This window comes from Levilactobacillus bambusae (assembly GCF_003124125.1).
GTDB lineage: Bacteria > Bacillota > Bacilli > Lactobacillales > Lactobacillaceae > Levilactobacillus > Levilactobacillus bambusae.
Genome location: NZ_QCXQ01000002.1, coordinates 260,287 through 281,382, shown reverse-complemented (window position 1 = coordinate 281,382; position 21,096 = coordinate 260,287). Strand labels below are relative to the sequence as shown.

The following is a 21,096-nucleotide window of genomic DNA, read 5'->3' as shown; positions in this document are numbered from 1 at the left end:
TCAAGAAGCTAAAGGGCAACGCCGGTCTTGGCGTTGCCCTTTTTGGGTGCTATTCTGGTATAAAAGGGGATGACGAAGATGACCGAATTTTATTTTGTCCGGCACGGCCAGACGCAGGCCAACGTTGCCGGGATAAAACAGGGCAACTTAGACGGCCCATTGATGCAGTTGACGGAACAGGGCAGGGGGCAGGCTCAGTAGCTGCATGATCAATTTGATATCAGGTTTGCTGATCAATTGGTCGTTAGCCCGTTAGGCCGAGCCAAACAAACGGCCGAAATTTTAAACTCGGGTCGGGGGGTTCCAATTGTGGAGGATAACCGACTACGTGAAATTTCATACGGGGATTGGGATGGTCGTCCCCACCAGGAAGCCGGGGGTGCCCACCCGGACCTCGTTGATTTGCACACGGGTGAGGTGCTACCAGAATATGCGGGAGTCGCCCACGGGGAAACAATTTTGCACGTGGCCCAACGAATGGGAAACTTTATGTCGGATTACGTGGTCAATGCGCCAAAGGATCGGATTATTGTGGTCACCCACGGTTTTTCGATTAAGGCGGCCATCCTAGCGGCAGTTGACGCCCCGGATTCCCGGCTATTACCAGCCCCGGGAAATGTCAGTGTGACTAAACTTGAAATTGTGGGTGAAACAGGGCACCGGTATCTGTGGTACTACAACCGGGGGCTTACTTACTGAGATTGATTGAAAGCGATGAAATCTAAGGACTCATCGCTAAGGAAGGAAAGAGGACTTATTTTACAGGGTCAAAAACATAGCCGCTACTTAACGTTAGGCTTAATTATGGTAGCAGCCAACATGCGGTTACCCATTACGATGATGCCGGGATTGTTACCGATGCTAAAACGATCGTTAGGGATGCCCAGTTCAATGGCGGGGTTGTTAACCACAATTCCACTCCTGACGTTTGCGGTGGTTTCACCGCTTCTAGCCCGGCTTGGGCGCCGCTACGGGAACGAATTCATTATTTATGTAACGCTAATCATCTTAGCCCTCGGGAGTTACCTGCGAATTATACCCTCGATGGCATGGCTGTTCTTTGGAACTCTTTTGGTGGGGATTGGAATTGATGGCGGTAACGTTTTGATTCCGGCCGTGATTAAGGATTGCTACCCGAACCGAATGTCCGTCAAGACCTCGGAGTATACGCTCACTATGGTACTAGTCGGGGCGGTGGGGACGGGCTTATCCGGAGTGCTAGCTACCCGCTGGTCCCTCCAGATTAGTTTGGCCTTATTGTCGGTGATCGGACTGATAAACTTAGTGGTTTGGCTGCCTAATTTACGGTTCAATCACCGGGATCTTACCTTAACCAGTCCGACAATGGAACGGCCGCAGCACCGGTCTGTTTGGGGGGTAAAGCTGGCGTGGGTGGTCACCGCGTTCTTCGGGCTGCAGGCCTTTGTCTACTACTCCTTACTAACGTGGCTCCCCACCATTTTTACTAGCCGGGGATTATCCACGGTGGCGGCCGCTAACCTAGTTACTCTGCTTCAATTAAGCGGATTGCCAATGACGTTTAGTACGCCGCTGGTGGCAGAACGTCAAAATGGTACCCCAATCATTTTAAGCATTATCGGAGTTGGTTTCATTGGTGGAACCCTGGGAATTTTACTACCGATCAACGCACTCTGGTGGTGGATTATTTGCTGTATTTTAATGGGGCTTGGGTCCGCCGCGGCCTTTAGTTTGGCCGTTGTCTTTTTTACGCAGAAGACAACGAACGGATTTGAAACGGCCGATTTATCGGGCATGGCACAGTCAGCGGGCTATTTGTTAGCTGCGGTCGGGCCCGTTTTATTTGGTTACGTTGGGGGCCTAATCGGCTGGAACGCCGTCTTGATTTTAGCCGCAATTTTTTCGGTGTTACTCGTTATTTCGGGAGTTGTAGTGGCCAAACGGCGGTCAATTTTTGGGTAAAATAAAGAACGATTCCCAACTTGAGTTGAGAATCGCTTTTTATTGGCAGCTGAATACTTAATGATTCAACTTTCGTTAATTAGCCTATTTCTTAAGATTTTCGTTGATGAAAGCTTCGATTTCGGCGTCGGTCTTGGCATCCATTTCTTGCATGTCTGCTTCAGTCTTGTCGGTATCATGACCATCATTTTCCATGAAGTAGTCCCAGAGGGCATCCCGAACGGGGGTGCTATCATCGGACCAGTCAAATACTTCACTCATCGTACGATCCATAAACATAGTTGGTTCAATATCTTCAGCCATAATAAAATCCCTCCAAGTAATTTAGTCAATTACAAAGCTGTAATCGTCTTCATCTATCATCATAGCCGTTTATATCAAATCTGTTAAGCAATTTGACTCGTAAAAGGAGCAAGCAAAAAATGAAAGCAAAATATGTGGTGCAACAGTACATTGGGGTGCCCGTCGAACCAGATTCTTCCGGCAACTATCAGATTAAGCGCGAACCCGGGGGTGATTTTAAACTCCATTCGTGGCGTACCGGTAGGCATACCCGGGGCAAATATCGGGGGATAGGCCAAGTCTTTATGACCGAAAACAACCTCATGGTTGCGGTGGTAGCAGCCAAGTCCGTGGCCTATAAAGATCGGCATGACTTTACCCCCATGCAGCGGTTTACCTCGGAGTTTGTGGCTCAGGAAGTTCTTGACGTTGCAATTAGGAAGTTGTTAGATAATTAACACTATTAACTAGTTGGACGCAAAAAAATTAAGAACTTTCAGTGTCTAGAATTGCCATCCCGAATAGGCCAATGTGGTTCGTGATTAAAAAATCTTCAAACCGGTGCATATTTTGGGCGTAGTTCAGTTCCTGAATCCAATGAAAGCCAACGATCCGTTTTTCCTCTTCTAACTTATGGATTTTGGGTGTAATAGCATCGTATAGAACCGCCGCATTTTTATCCGTAGAGTTAGCGGGCAATTGTGAGACAGGCCGGATATGCATAATCCCGTGGAACCAGTGGGCAATAATGTCACTCGAGGTATTGGTTAGTTCTGGGGTGGTATAAAATGTTACTCCCCATCCTGACTGGTTATAGAGGGCCACCAGTTGGGCTAACACACCCTGCCATAGGAGCTCTGCCCGTTTGGTGACGGGGCGCTTATAGATTCGTTCAATAATTGGGAGACTGGTCTCAACCTCCAGTTTATCCTCTACCGTTGGTTCCTCCTGGTTATAAATGTCACTTTCAATGGGCGGAAGTTCTTCAAACAGAAGAATGTATAACCCCAGCGCTAGGAGGCGCCGCTGAAAGTGCTGCAGGGTTAACTCCTTAGAGATAGAACCGAACGGCATGGCCGCCAGGAATTCCGCCGCTTCCGTCATATCCAGCCCTAAAGCGGCGTAGTAATGGTTAATTCCGAGGTCGGTCAAGTAGGAAATGCCCCGCATGGAATTTGTAATGATGTAGTCTAAAAATTTAGCCTGAGTTAGTGCCGTTTCAGGTGAAAGATCTAGCGTTTTGCTGATTAGTTTGGCGGACGCCGAAACATCGGTCAGGTAGACGGGTTCGCAGAACGTGGGCTCGTAAACGTGACCGTTTTTAGCTCGGAGTAGCCAAATCTGCATGAGATGGCGCCAACGTAAGTGGAGGCTATCTGAATGCTGTAAATCGGGTGATTCAATAAAGGGTTCAAGCAGCAGAGTAAGAAATTGATTTTCTGAGTCGCTAAATTCATCGTTAATTGACGTGTTCGTAAGGTGTAAAAATCGGAGGTAGAAAATCTGCAGGATCTGTTCAGTTCCCGTAAATTTGAACTTGGGAAACGAAAAATGAATCCCCACTTCTTTGAGGTCAGCAAAAAGTTGTCGGGTTTTACGGTACAGGGTTGCCTGACTAATATCGGCATCGGCTAGAAACTCATCTAAGGTGGTTTTAGGCGGCAGTAAAGTCGCAAGAACTAATTGGTAGGCGACACTATTGTAGTATGCCCAACGTCGGTAGAGATCGATCGGAACCGTCTTAATGAGTTTTTGCGGGTCAGCATTTGGCTGCTTGCTAATCTCCCTTAATTCATCCGTTAATTCAGTGTAGTAATTATAAACGGTGGCATAGGAAAAATGGACTTTCTCCCCGTATTCCTTCAAGTTGCCTTGATCTTCTTGCAGGTAAACTAATAGCTTGATTTTTTGTAATTTTTTCTTGCTGAGTAGTGCACTAACAAGTTCCATAGCACGCCAACTTTCATCAGATTTCAGGTTATTGAATAAAGTAGGCACCTTTATAGTCTGTGGATGCGCCCGTAGTATTCTTAATCAGTCCCTTTAAACGACTGTTTGTTAAGTAGGAGGTAGCCGGTTGGAAGATAGGCGTTACTCCCTGGTCGGCCATCAGCCGGTTGTTGGCCTGCAGCATTAATTGCCAGCGATCCTGATAGCTGAATGTCGTTTCAAGACTAATCTTTTGGTACTCTTGATTATACGTTTTATTTTCCCACTGACCATAATTATAGCTGTTATTAGACGTAAATACTTGTAACATTGCTGAAGGATCAGCATAATCGGCTCCCCAACCCAGGTAATAGAGATCGAACTTTCCCTGTTGCAAGGCGCGGGTTAGGGGTTTGACGGTCATCGGGACCAGCTTGATTTTTAATCCCGGTAGATTTTTTTGCAACCGTTGCGTGACGGCCTGAACCACCATTTGACTCGTGGGATCACGCCGGTAAAGCAGGTTGACGGTAATGGTTGATAGGTGGGTTTGCTCCCGGGCCTTTTGCCACTCACGCTGCGCCTGCTTTAAATTATAGGTAACGGGTTCTTCATTTTGCTGATCGGCAAAGTCCGTCCCGGTCTCGGTATTGTAGCTTAACCCGGCGGGAACGATTCCCTTAGATGGCAGGGAAGAATCTCCCAGGGCTTCGTTAATAATAGCCTGACGGTTTAAGGCGTGGGAAATGGCGAGACGGGTATTGCGATTGTTTAGGATGCGATTGGCGGTTGTATTTTGGTCGTGAAAATTATAGCCAATGTAATTAGTCTGGGAGTAAGGCCGAGCGTTATACGTACTGTGGATGGTTTCGGCGTGTTTGACCAGTCCGCTTAGTTTAACTTCGTCTACGTCACCACGTTTATAGGCGGCTAAAGCTTCGTTAGGGTGCCGGTAAACAATCGTTTTAACCTGGGTCAGATAGACGTTATCGCGATCCCAGTACGTTTTATTCCGGGTGGCTGTCCAACCAGTCTTCGTCCATTTCGTCAGTTGGAAGGGACCATTATAGACCTGGGTTGAAGCTGATGTGGCGTATTGGCTGCCCTGTTTTTCCGCAAACGCTTCGTCCTGGGGTGAAAACAGCGGGTAGGCTAATAAACTTTTAAGGTAGGTTACCCGGTGATCTAAAGTCACCTCTAAGTGGCGGTCATCCACCGCTTTGACCCCTAATTGATCGGGACTTTTTCGCCCGCTTCTCACAGCGCTTCCATTTTTTAAGATATCAAATAGGAAGGCGTATGATGAATGGTTGGCGGGATTAATGGTCTGCCGCCATGAGTAAACAAAATCGCTTGCGGTAAGGGGATCTCCGTTACTCCACTTGAGGTTGGGGCGGAGGGTAAACACGATCCGTTTGCCATTTTCAGTTTCTCGTGTTTTAATGGCTAAAGCGTTGGTCGCATGGCCATCACCGTCTAACCGGTAAAGGCCTTCGTAGAGGTCAGTTAGGCGACCAAACCCAGTAGCCTCTGAGACGTTAATGGTGCTTAGGGGTTGCGTGGTACTAAGATTTAAGACTTGGTGGGTACTCATGACGCCCTGACTGTTGCTCTTATGGACGGCAGGTGTGTGATTTGTACACCCAACAAGCAGAAGACAACAGGCAATGAGGACGAGTAGACCGGTATGGGGATGCTTCATATTAGTTCCTCCCAGGAAAACTGGTTATAGTCGTTAAGATATTAGGATGAGTGGAGGCAGATCAATGACCGTCACGTGGTCGAACCAACAAATTAAAGAATTTCGCAAAACCCTGCTGGATTGGTACGATGAAGAACGGCGCGACCTACCGTGGCGGCAAGATCATGATCCGTACCACGTGTGGATTTCCGAAATTATGCTCCAACAAACTCAGGTTAATACTGTTATTCCCTATTATACCCGCTTTATGAAACTTTTTCCTACTGTTTCCGACTTAGCGAACGCAGATGAGGCAGTTTTGTTAAAAGCGTGGGAGGGATTAGGGTATTATTCACGGGCTAAGAACTTAAAGCGGGCGGCCCAACAGATCATGGCGGATTACCAGGGTGTTTTTCCGGAGACCCCTGAGGCTTTAGAAGATTTGGCCGGAATCGGACCCTATACAGCGGGGGCAATTGCCAGTATTGCCTTTAACGTGCCGGTACCGGCCGTTGATGGGAATGCCTTTCGGGTGTTTTCCCGGTTAATGGAGATTGAGGCGGACATCGCTAAGCCCCAGACCCGTAAAATTTTTACGGATATTATTGCAAAGGTCATCGATCCTGATCGCCCCGGAGATTTCAACCAGGCCATTATGGACCTGGGATCTAGCTACATGACGGCAAAAAATCCCGATCCTGAACACTCCCCCGTGAAGGCGTTTGACCAAGCCTACTTAGACGGGAAAGAACTAGACTTCCCGGTTAAGTCGAAGAAGCCGAAACCAGTCGATGTCCCGTATGTCGGACTGATCATTAGGTCGGAACGGGGTTATCTGATGCAGCACCGGGGAACTACGGGAATGCTGGCCGGTTTTTGGACCTTCCCGCTGATCAAAATTGCGGATCTCGACCTTGGCGATGATGTCGTTATGGCGACCGAACTTGCCCAGCACGTCACGGAGTATTTGCACCGGGAAACGGGAATTACGGCGGAACTCACCCCAATGGGCGGCCGAGCCATTACCCAGGTGTACACCCATCAAAAATGGCAGGTGAATTTATTTGGCGCTGAGGTCTTAGCGCAGGACCTCTCCCATTTTCCGGGGGAGTGGGTGCCGCAATCGAACCTTGCCAAGTTGGCACTGCCAAAGGTCCAGATTAAAATGATGAACCGGTTGGGGATGGATCCCACAAAATAAAAACGGCAGCTAAGCCGATGACTGGTTCATCGGCTTAGCTGTCATTCTCATTCAGTATATTGGAGTGTCATGGGGACACCTGGAGCTAACGTTTTATGGACGGTACACTTAGTAACGACTTCATCGTAATAGGCGTGAAGCTGATCACCCGACCAATTGCAGTCCGCGGTGAGGGTAATTGTGATATCGATGACGTTTGAGCTGCCGTCAGGGTAACCCTTGGTTCGGCCGGAAACGTCGGCAGAAAAGTGGGCGAGGGTTAAGTCTTCGTGCAGACTGGCAACGTAGCGTGCGGTAATTGACATGCAGGCGCCGATAGAGCTCAATAGGTATTGAACTGGAGTTGGGCCGGCATCCGTGCCGCCCTTGCGAACGGGTTCGTCCGCTAAGTAAGTATGCTCACCGGCTTGGATTTGAACCTGGTCGCCAGCAGGGCGCAGTGCGGCTTTAACTTCAACAAGTGCCATAAAAGGACCTCCCATTTAATCGATTGGCTTTACTGTACTGAAATCGATTTCAGTTGTCAATTAAAGGAGTGCAGAGAATGAACCTTGAATATTTTCCGGGCGCCGCGGATCAACGGACGTTAATTCTATTTCACGGGACCAACGGAACGACTGAGGAAATGATTGATTTTGGTAAGCGGTTATCCCCAAAAAGTCCGCTCCTAGCAGTTGGAACAGATCACCAGACCTCGATGGGGACCCAATATTTTGCCCAAACTTGGACGGAGCAGCCGGATGCAACGGAAATTGAGAGGGCACTAAATGAACTCGTTGCGGAGTTGAAGTCAATAACTATTGCGCACCAAACGTTGGCAGAGGCCGTTGGTGTCGGGTACTCCAATGGAGCTTCCTTCCTACTAGGGGGAATTTACGCCCAGGTCCTGCCCTTTCACCGTCACCTGCTGTTCCATCCGTTGCCCGTTCCCACTTCGGCGGCTGAAACGCTTCTGACCGACCGAGTTTGGCTGTCGCACGGTCAAAGGGAACCCCATCCAACCATGGCACAATTTCATATGATGGTGAGCAGCCTGTGGGAGCGCAAGGCTGATGTAACAAGCCTAATTAGTGGGGGCAGCCATATGATTGCACCTGCTGAGGTCAACGCCGCTGTGCAATGGCTCTCAAACTGAGGTTCACAACAAGATTAAAAAAACTATTATTTAAAATTTATTATTTTATTAACCGAGCAAATCGCTTTCAGGGCTTGACATTGGCAATCGAATTCTCAAAAAAATTGGGATTTTCAGGAGTTCTTGATTGATATTCCAATTACTTACTGTTAAACTATGTTTAGTGTTTTGATAGTTCGGAAGGTTTAAGGGTGTCAAGTTCTCATAAGAAGTGATTCCTTTTTAATCCCAGCTTCAAATGCAAAATATATTATTGCGCTATGCGCACGGAGGTTTCACTTATGGAACAAGGTACTGTTAAATGGTTCAACGCTGACAAGGGTTACGGTTTTATCACTTTAGACAACGGCAGCGATGTTTTCGTTCACTTCTCAGCTATCAACGCTGACGGCTTCAAGACTCTTGAAGAAGGCCAAAAGGTTTCTCTTGATGTTGAAGACGGCGATCGTGGCCCACAAGCTGCTAACGTTTCAGTTGTTGAAGACTAATTATAACCTTTAACAAAACCCTCACAACTTAGTTGTGAGGGTTTTTTTCTGTAAAAAACTGGCCCCCTCACTATCTGACGTCATTGCGAGAAGTCCAAAAAGTGCGTAACCCGAAAACTTACAATTCTTCACCACGATGATGCGTGAATTTGTCATGTTTGGCAAGGTGCTTGCTTTGGTGGAGCGACTCAGACTGCTGATTAAAGTACTGCCATAACCCCGCAACTGTGAAAATTCCAATAATTGCAAAAACGTAACCCATTTCAAATTCCCCCATTCATCGGTTGTTAGTTCCATTATCTAATAGTTGGATATAAATTCAAGGAAAACGAAAAGAATTAAATGAATTTTTACCCCACAGGTGGGAATGTCGCGTTGACTTGTGGCAGGTGCTATTCTATAATTACTACTTGTACTTATTAACTTGTCGCAATAGCTCAGCTGGATAGAGCAACGGTCTTCTAAACCGTAGGTCGAGGGTTCGAATCTCTCTTGCGACACTAATTTGGGGTCTGGAACGCATTGTTCTGGACTCTATTTTGTATGATTGCAACTAGCCATTTACGATAAAATGGGCGTGCAATTGTTGAGCATCATAGGTGAAAGACACTTATGATTCAGTGAGATAAAGTCTAAAGCGGAAAGGAGTTTTTTTGATGAAAACGCTAGTGATTGTGGCCCATCCTGAGATTACCTCTTCTGCTACCCAATCCTTTTTGAGGGAGGGGGTCAAAGATCTGCCGGATGTCCTGTGGCACCGGGTGGATGAGTTAACCGAGGATGATGTCCAAAACGAACGCCAGTTATTAATGACTGCAGACCGAATTGTCTTTCAATTTCCGTTGTACTGGTACGCAGCCCCAGCTAGCTTGAAACATTGGGCCGATTTAGTTTTTAGTCAAAAACTATTTAAACGGGGCGATCAATATCCGCTGCAGGACAAAGAGGTAGCGGTAGTCGTCACCACCGGCAAACCCCTCAATCAATTTCAAGCGGGCGGGTCCGTTGGCTTTACCTTGGATGAACTGCTGTCCTCTATGCGTGCAATTACCCACGAAGCTCACGCCACTTGGCTGCAAACCTTCTCTGTTACTCAGTTTTCCTACATGAGCGAGGACCAAAAAATGACGTTATTGATCAATTATCAGCGCTACCTGACTCAGCCGGCGCCGGATAACTTTAGTCACCGAGAAAAGTGGTATGCCCAGCGGCTTCAACAGTACCTTAAGCTCGCGCCAGAATCTGAAAGTCGGGTCTTGGAAATGATTCAAACGGAAATTTTGGCCAATCACGATAAAATTCAAGAACTTCAGTCAACGTTGGCAATGATTAAAGAGGGCGAAGAAGAATGAATCAGCGGGAAAACTGGTTGCTGGAACAGATTAGCGGCTTAGAAAAGCAGGCAACGGACTTTAAGACGCGGGCCTATTTTCACCAACTAAAGGATCTGGTGGATGAGCAGTACCGGCGGATTGAACAGACGGAAGATGAAATCGATGGTCGGGCATGGAATCCATCTGAATGGTGAACTGAAGGCCAATTCAGCACACAACTGACAACCATAAAATATTCTATAAAAATTTGATGAAACAGAAAAAAACGGTCCTGTACTTGAGCCAAGCGTGCTCAAATTCAGGACCGTTTTTTTGGTAGGCTGTGCTTAGTCAGGCATCTGATCCATTGGGGCCCAGTGGTTAATGGGCCCAACTTTATGGCCAACGTCAATTGGATTGCCGATGGCGACGTTGACAAATTGTTTGGCGGTTCGAATGGCGGCTTCCACGGGACGGCCCTTAGCCAATTCGGCGGTGATGCAAGCTGAGAGGGAATCACCGGTACCGTTTAACCGTTCCGTTTGGTGGTAGGGGGCGGAAAGCCAAAAATCCTTGCCCGAAGCAAGCAACACGTAATCTCGGACTTCCGTTTGGGTTGGATCTGCGTGGTTCCCTTTGATGACTACATTTGGGACCCCGAGATTCTGTAATTTATGGGCCGCGTTTACCATATCTGCATCGGATTGAATGGGTAAGTCCGTCAGCTTTTGGGCTTCGTAAAAATTAGGGGTGATGACGGTGGCTAGTGGAAGTAACTTCGACTTTAAGGTTTCAAAGGCGCTGTCTTCCAGGAGCTGGGCGCCATGCTTGGTCATAATTACGGGGTCCACCACGAGCGGACCGAAGTCATACCGTTGAACGTTATCCACCACGGTTTCAATCAGCTGGGAATCGGCTAGCATTCCGGTTTTAGCAGCCCGGACCTTAAAATCGGCCGCAATGTCACTAAATTCCTGGTTAATAAAGTCGGTTGGCATTGCTTGGGCCGCATGGATTCCGTATGAATTTCCGGCGACGCAAGCTGTGATGACGGACATGCCGTAAACTCGGCGGGCAAAAAAAGTGTGAAGATCAGCCTGCATCCCAGCACTCCCGTCGCTATCGGATCCGGCAATGGTCATTGCCTGCGGAAAATCATTAATCATAAAAAAATCCCTCCGTTTCGTTCGGTTATTGTCACTAAGGATACCATTATTTTAGAAAATCGGGGGCCGTTTTCATTTTTTTACGTCAGGTGAGTTGAAATATGATAAAGTTATTTGAGAAAACTAAATATCGAATTGTTTTGGTCACCTTGAGGAGGAAAATGCAAGACATGTTAATTCAACAAGTTTTGATTGAAAACGCCACGGAACCGAGCGACATTCGCATTGAAGACGGTAAATTTACCGCAATTGCTGAACAATTAATACCTCAGCCAGGAGAGCAGGTGATTGATGGGCAAGGAAAGCTAGTTTTACCTCCCTTTGTCGATCCTCACGTGCACCTTGACTCAACTATGACTGCGGGTGACCCGGAATGGAATCAATCCGGAACCCTATTTGACGGTATTCGAATTTGGTCAGAGCGGAAAAAGACGCTATCACATGACGATGTGAAGGAACGGGCCAAGGCTGCGCTCCGGTTAATGGCCTCGCATGGGATTCAGTATGTTCGATCCCACGTAGACGTCACCGACCCTAACCTAACGGCCCTAAAAGCTTTGATTGAAGTGCGGGATGAGGTTAAGGATGATATTGAATTACAACTCGTTGCGTTTCCGCAGGAGGGGATTTTATCCTTTCCCCACGGCAAGGAGTTGATGGAAGAGGCCGCTAAGTTAGGGGTAGACGCCTTAGGAGCGATTCCGCACTTTGAGTTTACGCGGGAATATAGTGTCGAATCCCTAAACTTTGTGGTCGAACTCGCCCAGAAATATAACCTGCTCGTGGATGCTCACTGTGATGAAATCGATGATCCGGCTGCCCGGGGACTTGAAACGTTAGCCACTCGGGCTCTGGAATCTGGAATGCGTGATAAAGTGACGGCCAGTCATACCACGGCCATGGGATCGTACAATAATGCCTATGCCTATAAGTTAATGCGGTTGTTAAAGATGTCGGGAATTAATATGATTAGCAATCCGTTAATTAATACTCACTTAGGGGGCCGGTTCGATACCTATCCTAAACGTAGGGGACTTACCCGGGTGAAGGAATTGCATGAAAATGGCATTAACGTTGCCTTTGGTGAAGATGATATTAAGGACCCATGGTACCCCATGGGGGACGGCAACATGTTAGACGTTGTTTCCATGGGGCTGCACGTTGCTCAGGTAATGGGATTTGACGATATTATGGATTCCTACCAGTTCATTACCACTAACGGGGCCAAGTGCCTTCATATTCTTGATCATTACGGCATTGAAGTTGGCAAAACGGCTAGCCTTGTGATGATGAATGCCGATAATTTTTACCATGCCTTAACCGAACGGGCTGAGGTATTATATTCCATTCATGGCGGGAAATTGATTGAAAAGACAACACCGCGGGATGTAGAAATGAAAATTAATTTTTAACTGGATTAAAATAACGGAGCCACCATTTAATGAATGGACTCCGTTATTTTAATGCAGTTAAACAATGTGTTGGAGTTGTCTAAATATCTAAAATCAAAGAATTTCTGTTGCCTATTTAGTCTATAATTGGAACTAACATGAACTAAACGGAGGTGACAGCATCGTAACGACGACGTTAATCATGGAGGATTTATCGGCGGTTGGCGGAATTTCTATGGCCGCGGCCTTACCGATTTTAACGGCCTTTGGACACCAAACCTATCCGGTTCCCACCCAACTACTTTCTACTCAAACGGAAGGCTTTGGGGTCCCTGCCAAAGTTGCAACCACGCCTTGGTTAGACCAGACCATTCAGCAGTGGCAGACGATCACTGATTTTCGCATTAATACAGCACTGATTGGTTACGTTGGGGAGTTAGCGGCAATTGACCAGGTTGAACAATTTCTGAGCCGTTGGCAACCGAAGACCGTCCTAATTGATCCCGTGCTGGGCGATGAGGGGCGGCTTTATCCCGGCCTTGATGCTGCTTACGTGGACCGGCTAATCGGGTTACTGCCCATGGCAACGCTGATAACGCCAAACGTAACGGAGCTGGGGCTGCTGACAAATGACCGGCTGGCATCCTTAACCGATATTCAACGTGCCATTACCAAGCTCGAGCATCAGTATCACGGGGCGCAAGTGGTGGTGACAGGGATTCAAGTGGCGGATCAAATTGGCTGTGGTTGGTTAGTGAATGATCAGTTAGTGACACGGCTATCGCAACGTGTTTCGCAACACTTGAGTGGTGCTGGGGATACGTGGGCAGCTTTGTTATTAGGCTATTTCATTCAAACGGATTCCCTGGATGAGGCGATTTCTAAAGCAGCTGCTACTTTTCAACTCGCCGCTACCTGTTCGACTAACCAACGGTCTGGCATTAACTTAGTCCCAATTTTACGAGAAATAACGAAACGGGGGATTCACAGTGACAAATGAACAAATTAAGCGTGATATTAGCCAGGTCATGGATAACTACCTGGAACTCGTCGATTTTCCTACCGGAGGATTATTCGTAGTGGGATGCAGTACGAGCATGATTCAGGGCGAATGGATGAGTACCGGATCGAGTCTGGAAGTGGGGCAAGCTGTATTTGAAACGTTAAACGATTACGCCCAAGCCAACCACTTTGACTTAGCCATTCAGGGATGCGAACACATTAACCGGGCCTTGTTGATGGAAAAAAGGACGATGGATCGGCATCACTTTGACCAGGTTGAAGTGGTTCCCGCCATGCATGCGGGTGGGGCCACTCAAGTTGCGGCCTACCAAGAAATGTCGGAACCAGTGGAAGTGGAACACATTGTTGCGGACGGTGGAATTGACATTGGTGGAACGGAAATTGGGATGCACGTCCGATTTGTTCAGGTTCCCGTTCATTTGACGACCCATCAGATTGGTGCCGCTAACGTCGTCGCCTTGAAGACTCGACCGAAATTAATTGGAGGGGCTCGGGCACAGTATGACTTTACCGAAGCTAACTTAAGGTCATGACCCAGTCTACCAACCAAATTCATCAAATGGTTTTTGCGGCCACTTTGGTCGCCGTTAACGTTGTGATTAGTCGAATTTTTATCATTCCCGTCCCGATGACCCACGGCTACATTAATTTATGCGACGCCCTTATTTTAGTGGCCGCTATGTTGATGGGTTCCCGGTGGGGAGCTGCGATTGGCGGATTTAGCGGCCTGCTGCTTGATTTACTGGGTGGGTATGGTCAATACATGTTCTTTTCGCTGATCGTCCACGGCCTAGAGGGGTGGTGCGCCGGGTATGCGAAACAATCCCTGAGACGGACCTCGCGCACCTTGATCCTATTGGGTAGCGGACTGTTAATGGTGCTCGGCTACTTCGTGACGGATTGGCTATTGTACAGTTGGCCGGCCGGGGTAGCTGGGATTTTGCCCAATATGATCCAGGGACTGGTCGGGGTAGTTTTAGCCATGGGACTATTGCCACGGCTAGAGCGGCTGATTCATTAGTAGCGTTGAAAATAATGTTAGCCAAAAAAATAGATAGAATCAAAAAATCACGGCATGAGCCCAATNNATTGGGCTCATGCCGTGATTTAGCAGGGGTAATCGGTTGACTTACCGGCTGCAGATTTTAAACCGAATGGTGAAGGTTACTTATGAACCTTCTTTTTCTTTTTAACGGGCTTCTGAGCGGCCTGCTTAACCGGGGACTTATTGCCCTCCGGCTTTTTGGCTGCCTTCTTTGACGTTTTTTTGTGCGCTTCTCGAAGTTGATCCTTTAAGGCCTCAATTTCGTCATGGTGGGTGACTTTCCAACTCGAGTAGGATTCAAAGGTATCCGTATCGGTTGGCTTTAACCCCGTGTTTAACCAGAAACACGCTTCCGAAAGACTTGAAAAGTTGTGCATCCACAAAGTTTGCCCGTTGTCAGAATCAAAGGCAACGTATGAACGCGCCTGTTTCTTCAAGAACGTATGCTTACGGATCTTGAAGGCCTCGCGTTTTCGCGTTAACCGATAATCTGGCAAAATAAACTGACCGGCTTGAGCAAGCTTTGGGAAAGTCTTCTTGCGCTGTTCAACATTATCTTTCAGCAAGGCGTGTGCCTGCTCGACATTAATCAGTACCGCTTGTAGTTGTTGGCTCATCGACTGAACTCCTCCTTATGTAGATCAAAACAATTTCCGGTCAGTCCTTACATTAACGATACCATAAGTTAAAACAGTTTTACATTATTCTGATTATCAGAATTGACTAAAATTAGAATCAAACACTTTGAAATTGGGAAAACATGCTACACTAAAGATTATAAATTTAATGGTGAAAAGAGGAATTTAGATGGGTAAGAAGAAGGTGTATGCCGTTAAGGCGGGCCGACAGACGGGGATTTTTAAAACCTGGACTGAAACCGAGTCTCAGGTTAAGGGGTATCCAGGGGCCCAGTATAAAAGCTTTGCTACCTTAGCTGAGGCAAATGCCTACTTGGCTGGTTCAACGGCAAGCTCAGCTAGTCGGCCCAAGTCTTCAAAGGATAGTCGAATGACACCTCCAGCCGGCCCAGTTGACATTACCGTCTATACGGACGGTGGCTCACGGAACACCGGAAACGTGGCTAACGGGCACGTTAAGTCCACGGATAAAGCAGCGTGGGCCTACCGAATTGAACTGCCAGATCAGGTTATTTCTGACTCGGCCGGTGAGTTTGGTGCCACGAATAACCGGATGGAAATTATGGCGGTTGTTGAGGCCTTAAAAAAACTGACCGCGCTGGGAAAGAGTGATGCCGCTATCCAGTTAGTCATGGACTCCCGGTACGTCTTAAATGCCCTGACAAAGGGGTGGCTAGCAGGCTGGAAGAAACGGGGTTGGAAACGGTCAAGCGGACCGTTAATTAACGCCGAACTTTGGCAGGAGTTAGACGCTCAGCTCCTGCAGTTCCCACATCTAAGTTACCAGTGGACGAAGGGCCATGCTACAAATCGGGGTAACGTCTACGTGGATGAGTTATTAAACCAGACGATGGATCAAATGGGTGTCTCTAAACCTGTTCCGCCCAAGCCAACCGTTGAAGCACCTGCATCTTCACCGGCCAACCAAAAGTCGGTTGAGGATGTTAAAGCCGCGTTAAAAAAGATGGGGTTTTAAAATTAAGGGCCGCTTCGCTCAGAAAACTTGACTTTTGCAACGTGGTCCGAAAGCCCTTCAACCTTAACAGGATGCTTTCGGACTGGTAGTTACGGGACAGGGTGTGGAACCCGACTAAAGACAGACCACAACCAAAATAAAGTCCAGGACCAAATTCGATCAAAATACAATCGAACCTGATCCTGGACTTTATTTGGCATGGTCTAAACGTTTTATGTTCCGGCCCTTTTAATTTTTAAGCGAAGTCCCATGATCCTGGTTCTTAGCGTTCTTAAACCGTTTGCTGACTTCCTTACTCCAGAAACCACCGGAGAGTTCCGTTGGTTCGTTTACCATAATAAAGGCGTTTGGCGAAAGGTTCTTAATCTGTGACATGAGTTTCTTACTTGCGGATCGGGGGGCCAAAATGCTTAGAATTAACCGGGCCCCCGAGTGGCCGTAACCCCATGTTTCAGTTACCCCATAACCGGAGTTCCGGAGTGTTTCAGGGAGACCCCGATTCTTGTCGTAGTCCGGACTGTCCTGATTAATGGGAATCGTAACCTGAAAGTTCACGTAACCTAAGGCAATCCGGTCTTCAATCAGAATTCCAAGGTAGATTCCAAGGCCGAATCCTAAACAGTAAGCCGCGATGTTAACCGGGTTGCTAATGTTTTTCAGGGCGATGGCTAAGGCCATAACGTAAACTAACTCTTCAACGACCGCTAATACGGGCGCCCAAAATTTTTGACGGCGAACCACTAACATGGTCCGGAATGTATTCAGTGTGATGTAACACGTGTTCAGTAAAAAAATTGTTAGAGCGAGTGACATCATTAATCCCTCCAATTCCACAAAGTTTGCGTTTGTTTCTCGTACAAATTAATTCTAACACCGAATCACCAATGAGGGGATGAAGACACCTCGACCGATAAAAATAACTGATAGCGCTTCCTGGTTGGGGTATAATAAAACCAAGGTTAAACGTTAAGCATGACAGGAGGAAATTGTTCAATGGACAGTGAAACCAACAGCATAGATCAGCCACTCGTTTTTAAGCGGATTTTATTAACAGTTGACGTTGATGACCAGGATTCAACGGCTAAGGCCTTTCGCTTTGCGGTAACCCAGGCTAAGGTCAATCAGGCGAGCTTGGGAATTGTATCGGTGATGGAGAGTGACGATCTGAGTGTTTTTGATTCATTAACCCCCGCAAAGGTGGATGAAAAACGGGACGCCCTTCATGAGGTGGTTAATGATTATATTAATCATGCCCAAGCCGATGGCGTAGTGGACGTTAAAGGATACGTTGCGGAGGATGGCGACGTCGATGATATCATTGTCGAAGATGTCATCCCAAGGTTTAACCCGGATCTCATTGTTTGCGGAGCAGATTCAAATCCTGAGCGGCGGGGGCATAAGGCCGCCATTAGCGTTCAGTTGTCTAAAAAGGCGCCCGTGTCGGTAATCGTGGTAAGATAGGGAAAACTAACCAAAGGGGGGAGAGCCATGTCATTTAACGACATGCACGGCTTTTTATTCGATCTCCATGGGGTGATCGCTGATTCGTGGCGGTATCACCTAGATTCTTGGCATGAAATTGCCAATCAGTTAGAAATTCCTTGGACGTCACAGCTGGAAAGGACGTTACCCGGCATGAGTCGGTCAGATTCCTTAGAGGCAATATTAGCTTCGGTGGACCGCTCAGCCGAGTTTGACACGGCTAGACGCGCGGAGTTAACCGATGAAGAAAACCGGGTGTACCAACAACGGATCTTAGAGATGTCGCCGGCCAATATTCTACCGGGAATCGCTGATTTTTTGGCGAGTATTCGGGCCGCTGGGTACCGGATGGCATTGGCATCGGCGTCAACAAATGCGGCCGCGGAAATTGACCAGCTACAGCTGACCCGTTACTTTCCCACAATTATTAACGCCGGGAAACTCGCTCATAGTAAACCGCAGCCGGATATTTACTTAGCGGCGGCCCGGGAAATTGGGTTATCACCGGTTAACTGCTTTGGGGTGGAAGATACGGTCACGGGGTTAGAGGCGGTTAATGCTTCAGGGGCCACTCCCATCGCGATTGGTTACCAAGCCAACCACCAGCTCGCTAAGATTCAGTTTGAAAATTCGGCTGAACTCAGCTTGGCCGCCATAAAACAGCAGTATAACCAGTATTATTAGTCGTAAGATATGAATTAAACCAAAAGAAATAAGACGATNNATCGTCTTATTTCTTTTGGTTAGGACTCACTTTCATTCGTTTCCAGAAAGTCCTTCAACACTTGAGCTTGATTATCTTGTTCATCCTTAGCCCCAAATAACAGAATGACATCTTTGTGGACCAACTGATCCTTAACCAGCGTCACAAAGGCCGGGGTAGCTGGATTGGCCTTTAATTCGTCCAGATAGCGCTGCTTAAACTCCGGGTATTTTTCGGGATCGTGATTAAACCATTTGCGAAGTTCCGTCGTCGGGGCCACATCCTTTTCCCACTGGTTAAGGTGGGCAACCTCCTTGGAGATCCCGCGGGGCCAAACGCGGTCAACTAGAATCCGGTAGCCAGATAAATCTTCTGGCTTTGTGTAGATTCGTTCAACTTTAATGGTGGTCATTTCATCGCCTCCAAACTAAAAATCCGGTGCGCTAGACTTCTGATTATAATAGGTATTTAGCGTCAAATTCGGGATCTTGGGAGGTTAAAATTTTCGGTCCCGCTTTGGTGATCGCTAAGGTGTGTTCGTACTGGGAGGAAAGGCTGCCATCAGCGGTAACGTAGTATTCCCAGTCGTCCTTAGCATCGTAACGGGACTTCATTTTCCACGAACCTAAGTTAACCATGGGCTCGATGGTAATGGTCATCCCTTCACGTAGCCGCAATCCGCGACCGGCCTGACCGTATCCTGGAACGTTCGGCTGTTCGTGAATGGAAGGCTGAATACCGTGACCAATTAAGTCGCGGACGTCCCCCATGTGATTTTCGGATTCAATATAGCGCTGCATGGCGTTACCAATATCACCAATCCGGTTACCGACTTTAGCTTGATCAATCCCAAGGTAGAGGGCCGTTTTAGTGACGTCCATCAAATGGGTTGCTTCGTCACTTAGATCACCGACAGCGTAAGTCCAACAGGAGTCACTTTCAAAGCCGTCAAGGTTAACGCAAAGGTCAACCTTGAGGACGTCACCATTCTTTAATTTAAGGCCCTTACGGGGAATTCCATGGGCGATTTCATCGTTAATACTGATACACGTGGCAAATTTATAGCCGTCAAATCCCATTTCGGATGGGTAACCGCCCTTTGATTTAATGTAGTCCCGGGCGAATTCTTCGATCTCCCAGGTGTCTAAACCGGGTTTGATTAAATCACGCAAACCAAGGTGAACGCCCGCCAAGACGTGGCCTGAGTCACCCATCTTTTCAATTTCACGTGGTGATTTAATTGTAATCAAGTCGATTTCCTCCTATTTAATAATTCCACCTAAGCCTACACCACATTAGGCGAAAGCACAAAGAGTTTAGACAAACAAACCCGATGCGGCACAAGGAGTTTGGCCGAACCGGGTTTGTTGATGATTAGAGGGTGGTGATTTGTCCTGAATGAATGGCTTCTAAGATATGAGCTGCTTCATCGCGACGGGATTCAGTCATTACCCGCATCATTTCGTTGTTCTGTTTTTTAGCATCGTTAACTTGCTCGGTGAGAAAGTTAATTTGATCTTCTAAATAGGTGATCATGTTCATCTGGCCTGGCACCCCGTTTCGTTATTGTTGATAGCTTGATTATAACCTAAATGGGGTGGGACGTTAATTGTCATCGCGATTATTTCCGAACAGCAAAATCAAGCGGAGGAGTTGGAGAAACGTTGCTAACGCGGCTGCAACGTAGGTTAAAGCCGCCGCCGTTAAAACGTGACGAACCATTGGAACCTCTTCTGGCGTGAGTAAACCGCCGCTAGAAAGAATCGAAAGGGCCCGGTGTGAAGCATTAAATTCAACGGGCAGGGTCACCAGCTGAAAGAGCAGGGCTAACGAGAACAACAGGATCCCAATATGAATGAGGGTCTGATTCCAGCTCATTAATACCCCCGCAATAATAATTGGAAACGATAGGGTGGATCCGATGTTGGCGGCGGGCACTAACGCCGTTCGGAGCCGCATGGGCCAGTACCCCTTAGCGTCCTGAACGGCATGTCCGCATTCATGGGCAGCAACGCCAATCGCAGCTACGGAGGTAGAATTGGCGGTCGACTGCGATAGGTTGAGGGTTTTATCACTCCCGTTATAATTATCCGTTAACTCTCCGGGAATTGACGTAATCCGAACGTCAGTAATGCCAGACTGTTGAAGAATGTAGGCCGCCGCTTCCGTTCCAGTAAGTCGTCTTTCTGACGGAACCTGATCGTACCGGCGAAAGGTGGTATTCACATAAGCCGAGGCGGCCATGGAAATAAGCATTCCCGCAATCACGAGAACGTAGGTGGGGTCAAAAAAGAATCCCAAATTAAAGCCTCCCTTGTGTATTTTCCATCATTCTATCAAATTCATCCTAAAAGTCGAGTCATTTTAATTTACATTTTGGGGGCTTTCTTGCTATGGTGAAGGAACAATCGAGGAGGCTGATTAATGATGATGTATTCAAAGTGGTTTAGTGTCATTCTATTCATCTTTTACATAATTTTATTAATTGAAGTGATCCAAGACCATAATATGATTGCGATGTACATGATGGCCATCGGGATGCTGGCGGAAGCCGCCGTCTGTATGGTGCAAGCCTTTCGGAAAAAGTAACCGCATTGCATGTTTAGATGAGTCATGATACAATAACTCGAATAATGAATTCGACGTGTAGCCAGCACATATGATGCCGGCTTTTTTCATGCACAGAAAGAACGAGGTAATGC

General features: G+C 47.4%; 27 protein-coding genes, 1 tRNA gene and 1 pseudogene. 17 read left to right on the top strand and 12 right to left on the bottom strand.

Annotated features, from left to right (window positions below; genetic code table 11):
• The first annotated feature begins 69 nt into the window (after positions 1-69).
• Together DCM90_RS04185 and DCM90_RS04180 are read left to right on the top strand one after the other, a co-directional pair.
• A pseudogene (locus DCM90_RS04185) lies at positions 70-699 on the top strand (histidine phosphatase family protein).
• A gap of 15 nt (positions 700-714) precedes the next feature.
• Complete coding sequence (locus DCM90_RS04180; RefSeq protein WP_109250087.1) at positions 715-1,941, top strand: CynX/NimT family MFS transporter; 1,227 nt, start codon at positions 715-717, stop codon at positions 1,939-1,941.
• Positions 1,942-2,025: 84 nt separating this feature from the next.
• On the opposite strand, the gene DCM90_RS04175 is transcribed toward DCM90_RS04180, so the two are convergent.
• Entirely contained in the window at positions 2,026-2,244 is a 219-nt protein-coding gene (locus DCM90_RS04175) for a P8 family protein (protein WP_109250086.1), read from the bottom strand.
• 119 nt (positions 2,245-2,363) lie between these two features.
• Here DCM90_RS04175 and DCM90_RS04170 point away from each other — a divergent pair, with 119 nt between their 5' ends.
• Positions 2,364-2,681, top strand: a complete 318-nt coding sequence (locus tag DCM90_RS04170; protein ID WP_109250085.1) for a DUF7671 family protein — start codon at positions 2,364-2,366, stop codon at positions 2,679-2,681.
• Between the two features lie 28 nt (positions 2,682-2,709).
• Here the strand turns inward: DCM90_RS04170 and DCM90_RS04165 are convergent, their stop codons facing one another.
• Positions 2,710-4,173 (bottom strand): helix-turn-helix domain-containing protein, encoded by a 1,464-nt coding sequence (locus DCM90_RS04165; RefSeq protein ID WP_109250084.1) that lies wholly within the window; start codon positions 4,171-4,173, stop codon positions 2,710-2,712.
• Between the two features lie 28 nt (positions 4,174-4,201).
• Entirely contained in the window at positions 4,202-5,854 is a 1,653-nt protein-coding gene (locus tag DCM90_RS04160; protein WP_109250083.1) for a peptide ABC transporter substrate-binding protein, read from the bottom strand.
• A gap of 64 nt (positions 5,855-5,918) precedes the next feature.
• On the opposite strand from DCM90_RS04160, the gene mutY reads away from it, so the two are divergent.
• Positions 5,919-7,034, top strand: coding sequence for an A/G-specific adenine glycosylase (gene mutY, locus DCM90_RS04155; protein ID WP_109250082.1), 1,116 nt, complete (start codon positions 5,919-5,921; stop codon positions 7,032-7,034).
• Between the two features lie 47 nt (positions 7,035-7,081).
• On the opposite strand, the gene DCM90_RS04150 is transcribed toward mutY, so the two are convergent.
• Positions 7,082-7,501, bottom strand: coding sequence for an OsmC family protein (locus DCM90_RS04150; RefSeq protein ID WP_165815200.1), 420 nt, complete (start codon positions 7,499-7,501; stop codon positions 7,082-7,084).
• Positions 7,502-7,578: 77 nt separating this feature from the next.
• Here DCM90_RS04150 and DCM90_RS04145 point away from each other — a divergent pair, with 77 nt between their 5' ends.
• Complete coding sequence (locus tag DCM90_RS04145) at positions 7,579-8,169, top strand: alpha/beta hydrolase (protein WP_109250080.1); 591 nt, start codon at positions 7,579-7,581, stop codon at positions 8,167-8,169.
• Positions 8,170-8,450: 281 nt separating this feature from the next.
• Positions 8,451-8,657, top strand: a complete 207-nt coding sequence (locus DCM90_RS04140) for a cold-shock protein (RefSeq protein WP_109250079.1) — start codon at positions 8,451-8,453, stop codon at positions 8,655-8,657.
• A gap of 118 nt (positions 8,658-8,775) precedes the next feature.
• Here DCM90_RS04140 and DCM90_RS09965 read toward each other — a convergent pair whose 3' ends face one another.
• On the bottom strand, positions 8,776-8,919 hold the full coding sequence (locus tag DCM90_RS09965) for a hypothetical protein (RefSeq protein ID WP_165815199.1): 144 nt from the start codon (positions 8,917-8,919) through the stop codon (positions 8,776-8,778).
• A 164-nt stretch (positions 8,920-9,083) separates the two neighbouring features.
• Here DCM90_RS09965 and DCM90_RS04135 point away from each other — a divergent pair.
• The 3 genes from DCM90_RS04135 to DCM90_RS04125 all read left to right on the top strand — a co-directional run bounded on the left by DCM90_RS04135 (position 9,084) and on the right by DCM90_RS04125 (position 10,185).
• Positions 9,084-9,157, top strand: a tRNA-Arg gene (locus tag DCM90_RS04135).
• A 156-nt stretch (positions 9,158-9,313) separates the two neighbouring features.
• On the top strand, positions 9,314-10,009 hold the full coding sequence (locus DCM90_RS04130) for an NAD(P)H-dependent oxidoreductase (RefSeq protein ID WP_109250078.1): 696 nt from the start codon (positions 9,314-9,316) through the stop codon (positions 10,007-10,009).
• Complete coding sequence (locus tag DCM90_RS04125) at positions 10,006-10,185, top strand: hypothetical protein (RefSeq protein WP_109250077.1); 180 nt, start codon at positions 10,006-10,008, stop codon at positions 10,183-10,185. The genes DCM90_RS04130 and DCM90_RS04125 overlap by 4 nt, the downstream gene beginning before the upstream one ends.
• A gap of 132 nt (positions 10,186-10,317) precedes the next feature.
• Here the strand turns inward: DCM90_RS04125 and thiD are convergent, their stop codons facing one another.
• Positions 10,318-11,136 carry a bifunctional hydroxymethylpyrimidine kinase/phosphomethylpyrimidine kinase gene (gene thiD, locus DCM90_RS04120; RefSeq protein ID WP_109250076.1) on the bottom strand — a complete coding sequence of 273 codons (819 nt, stop codon included), beginning with the start codon at positions 11,134-11,136 and terminating at the stop codon, positions 10,318-10,320.
• A gap of 170 nt (positions 11,137-11,306) precedes the next feature.
• Between thiD and codA the strand changes: the two genes are divergently transcribed.
• The 4 genes from codA (at position 11,307) to DCM90_RS04100 (ending at position 14,571) form a co-directional block, all read left to right on the top strand.
• Positions 11,307-12,548 (top strand): cytosine deaminase, encoded by a 1,242-nt coding sequence (codA, locus tag DCM90_RS04115; protein WP_109250075.1) that lies wholly within the window; start codon positions 11,307-11,309, stop codon positions 12,546-12,548.
• 181 nt (positions 12,549-12,729) lie between these two features.
• The gene (locus tag DCM90_RS04110) at positions 12,730-13,527 is read left to right on the top strand and encodes a PfkB family carbohydrate kinase (RefSeq protein WP_109250074.1); all 798 of its coding nucleotides are present in this window, start codon (positions 12,730-12,732) and stop codon (positions 13,525-13,527) included.
• The gene (locus DCM90_RS04105; RefSeq protein WP_109250073.1) at positions 13,517-14,083 is read left to right on the top strand and encodes a TIGR01440 family protein; all 567 of its coding nucleotides are present in this window, start codon (positions 13,517-13,519) and stop codon (positions 14,081-14,083) included. Before DCM90_RS04110 ends, DCM90_RS04105 begins: the two co-directional genes overlap by 11 nt.
• Entirely contained in the window at positions 14,080-14,571 is a 492-nt protein-coding gene (locus DCM90_RS04100; RefSeq protein ID WP_109250072.1) for an ECF transporter S component, read from the top strand. Before DCM90_RS04105 ends, DCM90_RS04100 begins: the two co-directional genes overlap by 4 nt.
• A 143-nt stretch (positions 14,572-14,714) precedes the next feature.
• Here DCM90_RS04100 and DCM90_RS04095 read toward each other — a convergent pair whose 3' ends face one another.
• Positions 14,715-15,212, bottom strand: a complete 498-nt coding sequence (locus tag DCM90_RS04095) for a hypothetical protein (protein ID WP_109250071.1) — start codon at positions 15,210-15,212, stop codon at positions 14,715-14,717.
• Between the two features lie 190 nt (positions 15,213-15,402).
• Here DCM90_RS04095 and DCM90_RS04090 point away from each other — a divergent pair, with 190 nt between their 5' ends.
• The gene (locus DCM90_RS04090; RefSeq protein ID WP_109250070.1) at positions 15,403-16,209 is read left to right on the top strand and encodes a ribonuclease H family protein; all 807 of its coding nucleotides are present in this window, start codon (positions 15,403-15,405) and stop codon (positions 16,207-16,209) included.
• 228 nt (positions 16,210-16,437) lie between these two features.
• Here the strand turns inward: DCM90_RS04090 and DCM90_RS04085 are convergent, their stop codons facing one another.
• Entirely contained in the window at positions 16,438-17,025 is a 588-nt protein-coding gene (locus DCM90_RS04085; RefSeq protein ID WP_225365964.1) for a DUF2179 domain-containing protein, read from the bottom strand.
• Between the two features lie 177 nt (positions 17,026-17,202).
• On the opposite strand from DCM90_RS04085, the gene DCM90_RS04080 reads away from it, so the two are divergent.
• Both DCM90_RS04080 and DCM90_RS04075 read left to right on the top strand, forming a co-directional pair.
• Positions 17,203-17,670 carry a universal stress protein gene (locus DCM90_RS04080; protein ID WP_109250068.1) on the top strand — a complete coding sequence of 156 codons (468 nt, stop codon included), beginning with the start codon at positions 17,203-17,205 and terminating at the stop codon, positions 17,668-17,670.
• A 27-nt stretch (positions 17,671-17,697) separates the two neighbouring features.
• Positions 17,698-18,375 (top strand): HAD-IA family hydrolase, encoded by a 678-nt coding sequence (locus DCM90_RS04075; RefSeq protein WP_109250067.1) that lies wholly within the window; start codon positions 17,698-17,700, stop codon positions 18,373-18,375.
• A gap of 59 nt (positions 18,376-18,434) precedes the next feature.
• On the opposite strand, the gene DCM90_RS04070 is transcribed toward DCM90_RS04075, so the two are convergent.
• The 4 genes from DCM90_RS04070 to DCM90_RS04060 all read right to left on the bottom strand — a co-directional run bounded on the left by DCM90_RS04070 (position 18,435) and on the right by DCM90_RS04060 (position 20,695).
• Positions 18,435-18,806, bottom strand: a complete 372-nt coding sequence (locus DCM90_RS04070) for a DUF488 domain-containing protein (RefSeq protein ID WP_109250066.1) — start codon at positions 18,804-18,806, stop codon at positions 18,435-18,437.
• A 43-nt stretch (positions 18,807-18,849) separates the two neighbouring features.
• The gene (map, locus tag DCM90_RS04065) at positions 18,850-19,644 is read right to left on the bottom strand and encodes a type I methionyl aminopeptidase (RefSeq protein ID WP_109250065.1); all 795 of its coding nucleotides are present in this window, start codon (positions 19,642-19,644) and stop codon (positions 18,850-18,852) included.
• A 124-nt stretch (positions 19,645-19,768) separates the two neighbouring features.
• Positions 19,769-19,936 carry a hypothetical protein gene (locus DCM90_RS09960; RefSeq protein WP_165815198.1) on the bottom strand — a complete coding sequence of 56 codons (168 nt, stop codon included), beginning with the start codon at positions 19,934-19,936 and terminating at the stop codon, positions 19,769-19,771.
• Between the two features lie 63 nt (positions 19,937-19,999).
• On the bottom strand, positions 20,000-20,695 hold the full coding sequence (locus DCM90_RS04060) for a zinc metallopeptidase (protein WP_109250064.1): 696 nt from the start codon (positions 20,693-20,695) through the stop codon (positions 20,000-20,002).
• A gap of 123 nt (positions 20,696-20,818) precedes the next feature.
• Between DCM90_RS04060 and DCM90_RS09955 the strand changes: the two genes are divergently transcribed.
• Positions 20,819-20,983, top strand: coding sequence for a hypothetical protein (locus tag DCM90_RS09955; protein WP_165815197.1), 165 nt, complete (start codon positions 20,819-20,821; stop codon positions 20,981-20,983).
• Positions 20,984-21,096: the final 113 nt, after the last annotated feature.